Source organism: Thermoanaerobacter sp. X514 (assembly GCF_000019065.1).
Taxonomy (GTDB): Bacteria; Bacillota; Thermoanaerobacteria; order Thermoanaerobacterales; family Thermoanaerobacteraceae; genus Thermoanaerobacter; species Thermoanaerobacter pseudethanolicus.
Window position 1 is genome coordinate 695,056 of the sequence record NC_010320.1, and the last position, 13,549, is coordinate 708,604.

The 13,549-nt window shown below is 36.2% G+C and carries 10 protein-coding genes and 2 pseudogenes; 11 read left to right on the forward strand and 1 reads right to left on the reverse strand.

From position 1 onward, the window contains the following. Positions 1-11 precede the first annotated feature (11 nt). The 3 genes from TETH514_RS03370 (at position 12) to TETH514_RS03380 (ending at position 5,601) form a co-directional block, all read left to right on the forward strand. On the forward strand, positions 12-1,244 hold the full coding sequence (locus tag TETH514_RS03370) for an argininosuccinate synthase (protein ID WP_003868142.1): 1,233 nt from the start codon (positions 12-14) through the stop codon (positions 1,242-1,244). Then, positions 1,225-2,550 carry an argininosuccinate lyase gene (gene argH, locus TETH514_RS03375; RefSeq protein ID WP_003868143.1) on the forward strand — a complete coding sequence of 442 codons (1,326 nt, stop codon included), beginning with the start codon at positions 1,225-1,227 and terminating at the stop codon, positions 2,548-2,550. The genes TETH514_RS03370 and argH overlap by 20 nt, the downstream gene beginning before the upstream one ends. A gap of 297 nt (positions 2,551-2,847) precedes the next feature. Next, entirely contained in the window at positions 2,848-5,601 is a 2,754-nt protein-coding gene (locus TETH514_RS03380; protein WP_009052166.1) for a calcium-transporting P-type ATPase, PMR1-type, read from the forward strand. Between the two features lie 53 nt (positions 5,602-5,654). Here the strand turns inward: TETH514_RS03380 and TETH514_RS12840 are convergent. Further along, positions 5,655-5,924: pseudogene (locus tag TETH514_RS12840) on the reverse strand (VapC toxin family PIN domain ribonuclease); the annotation flags it as partial. Positions 5,925-6,152: 228 nt separating this feature from the next. Between TETH514_RS12840 and gpmA the strand changes: the two are divergent. The 8 genes and pseudogenes from gpmA to TETH514_RS03425 all read left to right on the forward strand — a co-directional run bounded on the left by gpmA (position 6,153) and on the right by TETH514_RS03425 (position 13,511). Then, complete coding sequence (gpmA, locus tag TETH514_RS03390) at positions 6,153-6,908, forward strand: 2,3-diphosphoglycerate-dependent phosphoglycerate mutase (RefSeq protein ID WP_009052167.1); 756 nt, start codon at positions 6,153-6,155, stop codon at positions 6,906-6,908. Between the two features lie 91 nt (positions 6,909-6,999). Then, a complete protein-coding gene (locus TETH514_RS03395; protein ID WP_003868147.1) occupies positions 7,000-7,521 on the forward strand; it encodes a ferritin in 522 nt (173 codons plus the stop codon). A 246-nt stretch (positions 7,522-7,767) separates the two neighbouring features. After that, positions 7,768-9,553 (forward strand): annotated as a pseudogene (locus TETH514_RS03400) (FAD-dependent oxidoreductase). A 24-nt stretch (positions 9,554-9,577) separates the two neighbouring features. Further along, positions 9,578-9,958, forward strand: a complete 381-nt coding sequence (locus TETH514_RS03405; RefSeq protein ID WP_003868149.1) for a NusG domain II-containing protein — start codon at positions 9,578-9,580, stop codon at positions 9,956-9,958. Next, positions 9,930-10,484, forward strand: coding sequence for a Gx transporter family protein (locus tag TETH514_RS03410; protein ID WP_012268619.1), 555 nt, complete (start codon positions 9,930-9,932; stop codon positions 10,482-10,484). The genes TETH514_RS03405 and TETH514_RS03410 overlap by 29 nt, the downstream gene beginning before the upstream one ends. Positions 10,485-10,497: 13 nt before the next feature. After that, a complete protein-coding gene (locus tag TETH514_RS03415) occupies positions 10,498-11,466 on the forward strand; it encodes a polyprenyl synthetase family protein (RefSeq protein ID WP_003868151.1) in 969 nt (322 codons plus the stop codon). Positions 11,467-11,516: 50 nt separating this feature from the next. Beyond that, the gene (locus tag TETH514_RS03420) at positions 11,517-12,554 is read left to right on the forward strand and encodes an FAD:protein FMN transferase (RefSeq protein WP_009052170.1); all 1,038 of its coding nucleotides are present in this window, start codon (positions 11,517-11,519) and stop codon (positions 12,552-12,554) included. 21 nt (positions 12,555-12,575) lie between these two features. Beyond that, the gene (locus TETH514_RS03425; protein WP_003868153.1) at positions 12,576-13,511 is read left to right on the forward strand and encodes a prenyltransferase; all 936 of its coding nucleotides are present in this window, start codon (positions 12,576-12,578) and stop codon (positions 13,509-13,511) included. The last annotated feature ends 38 nt before the right edge of the window (positions 13,512-13,549 follow it).

Sequence of the window (13,549 nt, forward strand, 5' to 3'; positions counted from 1 at the left end):
AGTGTTTAAAAATGTTAAAAGGTGAAAAAGTAGTACTTGCTTATTCAGGAGGGCTTGACACATCAGTAATCATACCGTGGCTTAAAGAAAACTATGAATGTGAGATAATAGCAGCTTGCATTAATGTAGGACAGGGGGAAGAGCTTAAATATATAAAAGATAAAGCTTTGGCAAGTGGTGCCAGCAAAGTGTATATTGAAGACGTAAAAGAAGAATTTGTTAAAGATTATATATTTCCTACTTTAAAGGCTGGTGCTGTTTACGAAGGGAAATACCTTTTAGGCACTTCTATGGCGAGGCCTTTAATTGCTAAAAAACTTGTGGAAATTGCCCACAAAGAGGGTGCAAAGGCAATAGCTCATGGTGCAACAGGAAAAGGCAATGACCAGGTGAGGTTTGAGGTATCAATACATGCTCTTGACCCGTCAATAAAAATCATAGCCCCGTGGAGGATATGGGATTTAAAATCAAGGGAAGACGAAATAGACTATGCCAAAAAGAAAGGGATTCCAATTCCTGTTACTAAAGAAAAAATATACAGTGTCGATAATAATTTGTGGCATGTAAGCCATGAAGGTGGCGACCTTGAAGACCCGTGGAATGAGCCTAAAAGTGACCTTTACGATATAATCACTCCACCTGACAAAGCCCCAGATAAGCCAGAATATGTGCTTATAGAATTTGAAAAGGGCATACCTGTGAAAGTAAACGGCAAAGCCTTAGAACCTGTCAAATTAATAGAAGAATTAAACGCAATTGCAGGAAGAAACGGCGTAGGAATAGCCGACCTTGTGGAAAATAGACTTGTAGGAATGAAGTCTCGCGGTGTTTATGAAACTCCTGCAGGGACACTGCTTTACGCTGCTCATAAAGAACTTGAATATCTTGTGCTTGATAAGGAAACAATGAGGTTTAAGGATTTGGTTTCGCAGAAATATGCAGACCTTGTTTACAACGGTTTGTGGTTTTCACCACTTAAAGCCGCGCTAGACGCTTTTGTGGAGGAAACGCAAAAAAATGTAACGGGTGTTGTAAGGCTAAAGCTTTATAAAGGAAATGTCATAAACGCAGGAGTAAAATCCCCTTATTCTCTCTATAATCAGGAATTTGTTACTTTTGGCAAAGACGAAGTCTACAACCAAAAAGACGCAGAAGGATTTATAAACCTCTTTGGGCTTTCTTTAAAAATTAAGGCGTTGATGGAAATGGAGAGGAAGGATATGGATGAAGCTGTGGGGAGGTAGGTTTAAAAGCGAGACGGACAAACTAATGGAGGAGTTTAATTCCTCCATTTCTTTTGATATTAGGCTTTTAAAGCATGACATATTAGGCTCAATTGCCCATGCAAAAGGACTTTATAAAGCTGGAGTGCTGACAGAAGATGAACTCAATTTAATAGAAAAAGGGTTAAAGGAAATTCTTGATGAAACCAATGTTGGAGAGATACCAAATGATGAAGATGTTCATTCTTATGTTGAAAGGCTTTTAACTGAGAAAATAGGCGATGTAGGGCGCAAACTTCACACAGGAAGAAGTCGAAACGACCAAGTTGCGACAGATGAAAGGCTTTATTTAAGAGATGAGATAGACAAAATAAAAGAGGATTTAATAAAACTTATAGATACCTTAAAAGAAATGGCTGAAACTTATAAAAAGGCGATTATGCCGGGATATACGCATCTGCAAAGGGCTCAGCCTGTGACTTTTGGACATCATCTTCTTGCCTATGTTGAAATGTTTAAAAGAGATTTATCAAGGCTTGAGGATATGTACAAGAGGGTCAATGTAATGCCTTTAGGTTCAGGTGCTCTTGCAGGTACTACATTTGATATTGATAGAAAATATGTAGCCTCCCTTTTAGGGTTCGATGATATAACTTTAAATAGTATGGACGGTGTAAGCGATAGAGACTTTGTAATAGAATTTTTAAGCTTTGCCTCTATAACAATGATGCATTTAAGTAGGTTTTGTGAAGAATTAATTTTGTGGTCCACCAAAGAATTTGATTTTATTGAAATGGACGATAGATTCTCAACAGGAAGCAGCATGATGCCACAAAAGAAAAACCCCGATGCAGCAGAATTAATAAGGGGTAAAACCGGCAGGGTTTACGGCGATTTGATTACAATACTTACTGTGATGAAAGGACTCTCTCTTGCATATAACAAAGACATGCAGGAGGATAAAGAGGCTTTGTTTGATGGAATAGACACTTTAAAAATGTCTTTGAAAGTATTTACTGAGATGATAAAGACGATTAAAGTAAAGACTGACAACATGGAAAAAGCCGCAAAATATGGTTATATGAATGCCACAGATTTTGCGGACTATCTCGTGTCAAAGGGTATCCCTTTCAGAACTGCCCATGAAATTGCAGGCAAAGTCGTTTTATACGCAATAGAGAGAAACTTAGCTATTGAAGATTTGCCACTTAATGAACTTAAAAAATTCAGCGATGTGATAGATGAAGATGTATATGAGGCAATAGACCTTAAAAACACATTAAAAAAGAAAAAGACAATAGGTGCGCCAACGTCAATCCAATCTTGATTTTACGAATAGATCCATTTTTACAAAAAGTATTTTTTATTATATAATAAGTATTGAAAATAAAAAACTAGATTATTCTTTACGTTAAAGGGGAGTAGCCGAAAGATAAAGCCATCATCACGGTAATCTATTGTGATTACCTGGCTTTATCCTCCAGGTTTATATTTCCGGAGGGCAAGACCTTTGACTTGATTCCTTATGGGAATTGAGGTCAAAGGTTTTTTTATCTTCTTTTGTTGTAGGAGGTGAGGGTGGTTAAATTCATATAAAAAATTTGATTAATAAATAGAGGTTAAAATGAGGAAAAATAAATGTAGATACAATAAGGGAGGGTCGCTGTTGGAGAATAGAAAATGGTATACCTTACATGCAACGGATATTGCCGAATTACTTAGCACTCATTTGTCAAAGGGACTTTCATCCGAAGTCGCCCGACAAAGGCTTGAGGAACAAGGATACAACGAGCTTGTAAGCAAAAGAGGGTTGACTTTTTTTGAAATGTTTTTGAGTCAATTCAAGGATTTCCTAGTAATTATACTTATCATTGCTAGCCTGGTATCTATGCTGGTGGGCGAAGTAATCGATTCGGCTGTAATTATAATGATAGTTATTCTAAATGCGATACTAGGTGTAATACAGGAATATAGGGCGAATAAAGCCCTAGATGCTTTAAAGAAGATGGCAGCTCCTGAGGCGCGGGTTATAAGAGACGGCACGGTCCAGGTTATCCCCGCTCGCGAACTGGTCCCAGGGGACATAGTTTTGCTCGAAGCCGGAAACTACGTGCCAGCAGATTTGAGATTGGTGGAAAGTGTAAATCTAAAAATCGACGAATCAGCGCTTACCGGGGAATCGGTTCCTGTTGAAAAAAACGCCGATATAGTGTTCAACGAAGAGATGCCACTTGGAGACAGGGCTAATTCTGCTTTTATGGGCACTGTCGTTACTTACGGCAGGGGCAAAGGCATAGTGGTATCAACGGGCATGAAGACTGAAATAGGTATGATAGCCGAAATGCTCGAGTCTTACCAGGATGAAGTCACGCCTCTCCAGAAAAAATTGGAACAAACGGGGAAAGCACTTGGAATCGCCAGCCTCGTTATATCCGGCATTGTCTTTTTACTGGGGCTTTTAAGAGGCATCCAATTTTTAGAGATGTTCATGACTGCTGTCAGCCTTGCGGTAGCGGCTATACCTGAAGGCCTTCCTGCAATAGTAACAATAGTCCTGGCCCTCGGCATGCAGCGCATGGTAAAGCGTAATGCACTCGTAAAAAAACTACACGCTGTGGAGACCCTTGGAAGTACTACAGTTATATGTTCCGATAAAACGGGTACCCTCACCCAGAACCAGATGACTGCAACAAAAATTTTTACGAATGGCCAATTTTTTTCTATTAGCGGTGAAGGTTACAGGCCTTACGGAGAATTTTACATTGACAGCTCCAAAATCGATCCGAAATCCGATACATGTCTGGAACTGCTCTTAAAAATTGGAGTTCTTTGTAACGATTCCAGGTTGGAGGGAAGCGGTACCGAACACGAAGATCAAAAATCCTGGAGAATTCTCGGTGATCCCACCGAGGGAGCTCTTGTAGTTGCTGCTGCTAAAGCCGGAATATTCGTTGAAGACCTAGAGAAAACACAGCCCCGCCTTAACGAAATTCCCTTTGATTCTGATAGAAAGCTTATGACGACAATTCATCCTTTTGACGGAAAATATATAGCATATACAAAAGGGGCACCGGATGTCCTCTTAAGTCTTTCAAGTTATATTTACAAAAATGGCCAGGAGGTACCTTTAACACAGGAGGATATAGAAGCTATAATTGCGGCCAATAAAGCCATGGCGTCTCAGGCTCTCAGGGTGCTTGCTCTGGCTTACAAGCCTTTGAATGATTTGCCAGAGGAACCGAAGGCGGAAGATATTGAAAAAGATTTTGTATTCGTCGGTTTGATAGGTATGATTGATCCTCCGCGACCTGAAGCCATAGAGGCAATAAAGACATGTAAGCAGGCAGGTATATGGCCTGTAATGATTACCGGCGATCACAGAGACACCGCGGTAGCCATAGCGAAGGATCTAGGCCTAATTGAGAGCGAGGCAGGTGTACTGACAGGTGCCGAACTGGACTCCATGAGCGACGACGAGATGTTCCAGAAGTCCAGGGAGGTATCGGTTTACGCCAGAGTATCACCAATCCATAAACTTAGAATAGTAGAAGCCATAAAAAATAACGGCCACATCGTGGCAATGACAGGAGACGGTGTTAACGACGCACCGGCCTTAAAGAAAGCTGATATAGGTGTGGCTATGGGTATTACCGGCACTGATGTCGCCAAGGAAACCGCTGATATGATTCTGGTCGACGACAATTTTGCCAGCATAGTTTCTGCAGTGGAGGAAGGCAGGGTTATTTACTCCAACATACGTAAATTCATATTTTTCCTACTCTCGTGCAACATCGCGGAGATACTCATTATATTTGTCTCCATGCTGGCGGGATTGCCTATACCGCTGAAACCCGTTCAGCTTTTGTGGATAAACGTGCTCACAGACGCATTCCCGGCTCTGGCTCTGGGTATGGAAAAGAAGGAGCCGGATATAATGCAACAGCCGCCCAGGAGACCGGAAGAACCTATAATAGACACCCGCATGAGGTGGCAAATTGCGATACAGAGCATTTTTATGACCGTTTCTATAATCGGAGTATTCGTTTTTGCTTTGAAATATACCGACAGTATCGAAAAGGCAAGGACTTTTGCTTTTGCTACGCTAATTTTCAGCGAACTCTTGCGGGCTTTCTCTGCCCGTTCTGAGACCCATTCAGTATTTAAAATTGGATTTTTTACCAACCATTTTATGCTCTGGGGCACATTTATCTCGCTAATCCTGCTGCTGGCTGTAATCTATGTGCCATTCTTGAGAACTATCTTTGACACGACGTACCTATCATTCTACGAAATGGATATCGTCATAATATTCGGTTTGATACCCTTCGCCGCTGCGGAGATAAGCAAAATATTCTTGTCTTCCAGAGGTCATCGGTAAGACAATTTTAAAATAGATACTCAGGAGCACGGAAAATGCCCCGTGCTCCTTTATTAATACTCTTTTAATCTTTCATCAACTTGTGCAATTAAAGAGAAAACGTCATCATCATGTAACAAATATAAATTATTTTCAATGGCTGTTTCTGCTATAAGCAAATCTATAGTGCTGCGAATAGTGATTCCCTTTTTCCTACACTTGAAATACATTTTTGCAGCATCTTCATAGGATTTGATACCATATTTTAGGTCATAGAATTTTTGAGTACTTAAATATTCTTTAATTAAATTAAACTCATTTTCAGTCTTTGCTCCTTGCAATAATTATGCTGAAATTTTTATGCGTGTTAAGCACAAAATACTTATTATTTTGTAAAAGATTATGTAAGTAGATATTATTTTTAAAGAAAGATTAGTGAATACATATAAATATTAAATAATAATGATTATTAATACTGTTGTAATTGCTTGATAATTGAGATATAATTAAGAAAACAGGATAGAGTGGGAAAAGACAGAAAATGTTTGTAAATATGAAAGGTGGGGATATGTATGCATAAAGTTGTTTTGCTAAGACATGGAGAAAGCCTGTGGAATATGGAAAACAGATTTACTGGCTGGACGGATGTTGATTTATCTCCAAAGGGCATTGAAGAAGCTCGGGAAAGCGGCAAGACTTTAAAGGCAGAAGGGTACACTTTTGACTGTGCTTTTACTTCTGTTTTAAAAAGAGCTATAAGAACTTTGTGGATTGTTCTTGACGAATTAGACAGGATGTGGATACCGGTTTATAAATCATGGAGGCTCAATGAAAGGCATTATGGAGCACTGCAAGGGCTTAATAAAGCTGAGACCGCCAAGAAATACGGAGAAGAGCAGGTAAAAATATGGAGAAGATCTGCTGATGTAAGGCCTCCCGCCTTAGAAAAAGATGACCCGAGATATCCCGGTTTTGACCCCAGATATGCTGACCTTTCTGAGGAAGAAATCCCCCTTACTGAAAATTTGATTGATACAATTAACAGAGTTATTCCATATTGGGAGTCCACAATTGCACCGACTATAAAATCAGGTAAAAAAGTGCTAATAGTTGCTCATGGAAATAGTTTGAGAGGGCTTGTAAAATACCTTGACAATCTTTCTAAGCAGGAGATAATGGAGTTAAATATTCCTACAGGAATTCCGTTAGTTTATGAGCTTGACGATGATTTAAAACCTATAAGGCATTATTATCTTGCCGATGAAGAGAAAGTAAAAGAGAAGAAAGAATTAGTAGAAAACCAAGGAAAGATTCAAGGGAATTCTTAAAATATTATCTTGTCTTATTTTTACTTGTTTTTTGGCTTCTAAAAGTGTACAATAGAAATATAAGGAATATAGAATGAGAGGTGTATTTTGTATGTTGAGTAACAGGATGTTAGAAGGATTAAATAAACAGTTGAATTACGAAATTTATTCTGCATATCTATATGTTGCAATGGAAAATTATTTTCAAGAGAAAAACCTAGAGGGTTTTGCTAATTTCTTCAAGGTTCAGACACAAGAAGAACTTGCACATGCGAGAATTTTTTACGAGTACATATATCGCATGGGCGGGAAAGTTACTCTTTATCCTATAGAAAAACCAGAGGAAAATTTTGAAAGTATTTTAGAACTTTTTAAAAAGGCTTTGAGCCATGAAAAGACTGTAACTGAAAGGATTCATAAGCTTGTTGATATAGCAATTGAGGAGAAGGATCATGCCACCAATGCATTTTTGCAGTGGTTTGTCAACGAGCAGGTAGAAGAAGAAGAGAGCTTCCAGAGGCTTGTTGACAAGTTAGAGCTTATAGGAGATAACATACAGCCTATATTCATACTGGATGCTGAATTGGCTCAAAGGATATTTGTATTACCTGCTCCACTTGCACAAGGACAATAAAAAATGGCTTGCTGTTTGTTTAAATTTAGGCATTGTTTAAAGCAAAGACCTTGCTTATTAAATAATTGTAGAAATCGCGTAAATACGGTATGGGGGTATACTTTTTAATAAGGTATATCCCCATAATTTTTTAAAGGGATATTAAGATAATGTTTTCGTTGTCAAACTATAGACAGACTACAATTAATATAGTAAAATATATGTAAAGAATGTTGTTATAATTGTATCAAACGAGAGGTGTTTTGTATGAGTGAGCATAAAAGAATTGTCATTGTTGGGGCCGGGTATGGGGGTGTACATGCCGCTAAATTACTACACAAAAAATTTAAAAATGACAGCAATATAGAAATAATTCTTATTGACAAAAAACCTTATCATACATTGTTAACAGATTTACATGAAGTAGCTGGCTCCAGAATAGAACCCGACAGTGTTCGTGTGTATTTACACAAGATTTTTGCAAATAAAAAAGTAGAAGTCATAATAGATGAAGTAGAAAAGATTGATTATGAAAAGCAAAGCGTAATTGGAAAAGATGGGGAGTATAACTATGATTATTTGATTTTAGGAATTGGAAGTGAGCCATGTGATTTTGGTATACCCGGTGTATTTGAGTATGGGTTTACGGTAGGAACGTTAGAAGCTGCTATTAAGACAAGGGAACATATTGAGGAGATGTTTAGAAAAGCGAGTGTTGAAAGTAATGCAGAAAAGAAAAATGCTTACCTTTGTGGTAGCTGGCGCAGGGTTTACGGGAATTGAAACTGCAGGCGAATTGATGGAATGGACAAAAAGTTTATGCGATAAATATCATTTAGATCACAATGATGTTAAAATTATGGTGATAGAAGCGTTGAATACCATACTTCCTAATTTAAATGCAAAATTAGCTAATAAAGCTGCTAAATTTTTGGCCAAAAAAGGTGTAGAAGTTTTAACAAATGCTCCTATAGTAGAAGTAGCAAAAGATTATATAGTTTTAAAAGATGGCAGAAAAATTGAAACAAAAACTCTTATATGGACGTGTGGAGTTCAGGGTAACAAATGTGTTGAGAATTTTGGTTTAGAGTTAGGTAGAAGATCTAGAGTTCAGACGAATGAGTACATGCAGGCAGTAGGCAAAGAAAACATTTATGTAATAGGAGATTTAGCTTATTATGAGTTAGATGGTAAACCTATTCCACAAATAGTAGAGACTGCCTTGCAGTCTGCCGAAACTGTAGTACACAATATAGTAGCTGATATAAAAGGAGGAGAAAAACAACCTTTTAAACCGAAATATCATGGTTTTATGGTTTCTATAGGAAGTAGGTATGCAGTGGCAGAACTTATGGGTGTATCTTTGACAGGTTTTTTAGCTATGGCTATGAAACACCTTGTAAATATGCATTATCTTTTTGGTGTAGCAGGTTTTAATGCGGTGTTATCATACATTTATCACGAGTTCTTTGAAATTAAAAACAATCGTTCAATATTAGGAGGACATATTGCTGCACATATCCCCATATTTTGGCTGGTTCTTTTAAGGATATATGTAGGTGCATTGTGGCTTATAGAAGGTATAAACAAAATACAGCAAGGATGGCTTGACCCTACAAAAATATTTATTATAACTACCTCTGATGTATCTGGTGCTACTGCTAAAGCTGGTGAAGCTGCTACTGCAGCACAAACTTTGCAACCTTTGTTAAAAGAACCTCCTGCTTTTTACAAATGGTTTATGGATACTTTTGTGGCGCCACATGCCTTTTTGTTCCAAGCGATGGTAGTACTAGCGGAAGTAGCAATAGGCTTGGCTTTAATAGCAGGTTTGTTTACTGTTTTAGCATCAGCTGGTTCTATATTCTTAGCACTTAATTTTATATTATCTGCGATGGCAGATAAGTCTATATTATGGTATATATTTGCAGCTATAGCTTTAATGGGAGGGGCAGGAAGAGCTTTTGGACTGGATTATTACGTGATACCTTGGATAAAGAATTGGTGGAAAAAGACCTCTTTTGCACGAAAAACGTATCTTTATATCAGTTGATGGGATGGAAGAGGGTTATTTAGTGTGAAAAAAGGTGATATCTTAATTATGCTTTTTGTAGTTGTTTTAGCTATTGGGTTGTTGGTATTTTATAAAATATCAACAACCCAACATTATCACCACAAATATGCGGTAATAATGGTAGACGGAAAGATATATAAAGAGATATCATTGGAGGATGTAAATTATCGAGAAGAGATACCTATAGTTACGAAATACGGTACAAATGTATTGCTAGTTAAAGATGGTAGAGTACAGGTGATTGATGCTGAATGTCCAGATAAAATTTGTATGAAAGAAGGATTTATTGATAAGCCGGGGCAAAGTATAGTATGTTTGCCATTTAGAATGGTTGTAGAAATACGGGGTGTTAAAAATGCCGAAGTGGACCAAGTTTCCTATTGAGCCCACCACCATGTCAAGGACTCATAGAATGGTTTTTCTCGCAATACTTGTCGCTAATTCTCTAATCTTATATATTATAGAAGGAATGTTACCTGTTCCTTTTATTGCTCCCGGTGCTAAATTAGGACTTGCTAATATAATTACGGTCATATCTTTGTATTTATTTGGCTTTTTTGATACTTTTATAGTGCTTTTTGTGAGAATATTGTTAGCAACTTTTTTTGCTTCTTCACCCTCTACTTTCTTTTATAGCATAGGAGGGGGAATATTAAGCCTTTTTGCTATGTATTTTGCCAAAAGTATAGGTAAATCAAACATAAGTGAAGTTGGGGTAAGTGTTGTAGGTGCCGTATTTCACAACATTGGGCAAATGTTGGTGGCCTCTCTTATAGTGCAAAATATTAATATAATGGTGTATTTACCTGTTTTGATGATAGCTGGAATAGGGACTGGTGTTTTTGTGGGACTGACTGCGAAATTTGTTTTAAAACATTGGGGAAAATTAAAAAATTTAAATTTACATTGATTAAGGTGGTTAGATGGATAAGTTTTGGAATAATAATTTAGAGATAAAAAATGAGCTTACTGAAGTTATAAAAATAATGGAAAAGCGTATTAAAAACTCTAACAAATCAATCAGGAATATATTGTTAGATATGATCTATAATAGTGGTAAAATGCTCAGACCTGCTTTTGTAATCTTAGCCGGGAAATTTGGAGAATACGATAGAAAGAAAATATTGCCTTTAGCTGCTGCTATAGAAATGCTCCACATGGCAACTTTGGTACATGATGATATAATTGATAATGCTTTGATAAGGCGGAGCAAGCCCACTATCCAAGCAGAATATGGAAAAGATTATGCTGTATTTATAGGAGATTTCCTTTTTTCTGAGAGTTTTTTGTTGTTATCAGATAATATCGCTATTAGTAATCTAAAAAAAGTGTCAAAAGTAGTCTCAAAGATATGCAAAGGTGAAATTGGACAATTTGAGAGTCGTCGCAATATCGACATTACAATAAATGATTATTTGAGGCGAATAGCTGCGAAAACTGCTGCTCTTTTTGCTCTAAGCTTTTATGTTGGAGCCTATGAAAGCAAGTGTGACGAAAACTTAGCTAAAGCATTGGGAAGTATAGGCTACAATATTGGCATGGCTTTTCAAATTATAGACGATATTTTAGATTATACTGGTCAAGAGGCTGTAGTTGGGAAACCTCTGGGCAATGATATAAGAGAAGGGGTTTTTACTCTGCCTTTAATCTATTCGCTGGATAAGAATAAAGATAAAATAATGTTAGAATTACTTAAAAAAGAGAGTTATTCTGAGGAAGACATAAAACAAATAATTGAATTTGTTCAGCAAAATGGTGGAATAGATCGGTCAAAAATGTTGGCACAAAAATATACTAAAAAGGCTTTTGATAAAATATCTATGTTGAAAGACTCTCCATCTAAACAAGTTTTAATTGAAGTTACTGGTAAACTTTTATATAGAAATTATTAATTAAAATAATTAAAAAGAGATGTAAAGTCTTTTTTGGAGGAGATCATTATATGAAAAAATCTATGACTTTTTTTGCAGCTTTTTTTCTAATATTCACTGTTGCCAGTATATTTTCTGGGTGTTCAAATAAAAATTCACAGCCTATATCTGATACACAATTTGCTTTAGATACTTATTGTACAATAAGCATATACGATAATGTGCCGAAAAAGGTTTTAGATGAGGGATTTAAAGCTATAAAAGATGTAGAAGACAAGATGAGTGTTACCATCAAAAACAGTGAAGTGAATCAAATTAATGAGAATGCAGGTATTAGACCTGTTAAGGTTTCACCTGACACCTTTTATGTGATAAAAAAAGCGGTACATTTTTCTGATGTTGAAAAGGGGTATTTTGATATTACAGTAGGACCTATAGTAAAACTTTGGAATATAGGAACTGATAAAGCTAAAGTACCTTCCCCTGAAGAAATAAAAGCTAAACTCCCTCTTGTAAATTATAAGGATATAATATTGGACGAAAAGAATATGACTATTATGCTGAAAAATAAAGGTATGAGTATAGATTTAGGAGGTATTGCAAAAGGATATGCGGCAGATAAAGTAGCACAAGTTTTAAAGAAAGAGGGTGTAAAACATGCCATAATTAATTTAGGAGGTGATGTTCTTACAATAGGAACAAAACCTGATGGTGGTAACTGGCGTATAGGTATTCAAACTCCTTTTAAACCAAGAGGTGAATATTTGGGCATAGTAGAGGTTTCCAATAAAGCTGTTGTTACTTCTGGAGTTTATGAAAGGTATTTTGAAAAAGATGGAAAATTATATCATCACATACTAAATCCTTTTACAGGTTATCCTGTAGATAATCACTTATACAGTGTGACAATAATAACTGATACTTCTATAGATGGTGATGCTCTTTCAAAAATTTTTGTAATTGGCTTAGAAGAAGGTTTGAAGTTGGCAGAAAGTTTACCTGGAGTGCAAGCTATATTTGTTACAGACGATAAAAAAGTATATATAACCTCTGGTCTAAAAGGCAACTTTAAAGTTACTGATCCTGAATATACTTTAATGACTAAATAATTTCTTGCAGGAGGAAACATTATGAACAAATCAGAATTTTCGAGAGTTTGGAAGGGATTTTGGCAATTAGCAGATCCTAAAATATGGATAGCCTCTACAGTTCCTATGTTTGTTGCAGCAGCTTATGCTTATGGAAAAACAGGTAAATTTGATTTTTTATGGTTTTTTATATCTGTAATAGGCATTTACTTTATTGAAATTGGGAAAAATGCTGTTAATGAAGTTATTGATTATAAGTCTGGGGTAGATACATTTGTGACTCCTGATAAAAGGACTCCTTTTAGTGGGGGAAAAAAGACAATTGTTGAAGGTAAACTTACAGTTAAAGAGACAATAATTATCGCAGTTTTAACTATGCTTGCTGCCTGTTTTATAGGTTTAATCATTGTGGTTTTTCGTGAACCTTTAGTGTTAATAATTGGATTATTAGGAATTTTAATATCAATTTTTTATAGTCTACCTCCTTTTAAATTTAGTTATATAGGTTTTGGAGAAATAGCAGTTGGAGTAACTTTTGGACCTTTAATTATGACAGGTATGTACTTGGTTTTGACTCATCACATAAGTGGAGATATTTTATTACTTTCATTACCGATAGGATTTTTAATAACTAATGTTCTCTGGATAAATCAGTATCCTGATTATGAGGCGGACCTTAGAGGTCATAAATATAATTTATTGGTGCGAATTGGCAAAGAAAAAGGTGTAATTGTATATGCAGCTCTTTATGGAGCAGCGTACCTATCTTTTATTGTAATAGCTATTGTTACTAAGAATTTTCTATGGTTGTTATCTTTTGTTACACTTCCTTTAGCAGTACAATCTGTAAAAATTGCTCGCAAATATTATGACAATATACCTAAATTAATAAAAGCAAATGCTAATACTGTGAAGATATATCAAATAACAGGAATTTCAATGATTATAGCTTCGCTCTTATTAAGAGTAAAATTGTAATATACATAAAAAGGAAAATTTAAAAAGCTTCTTAAAAG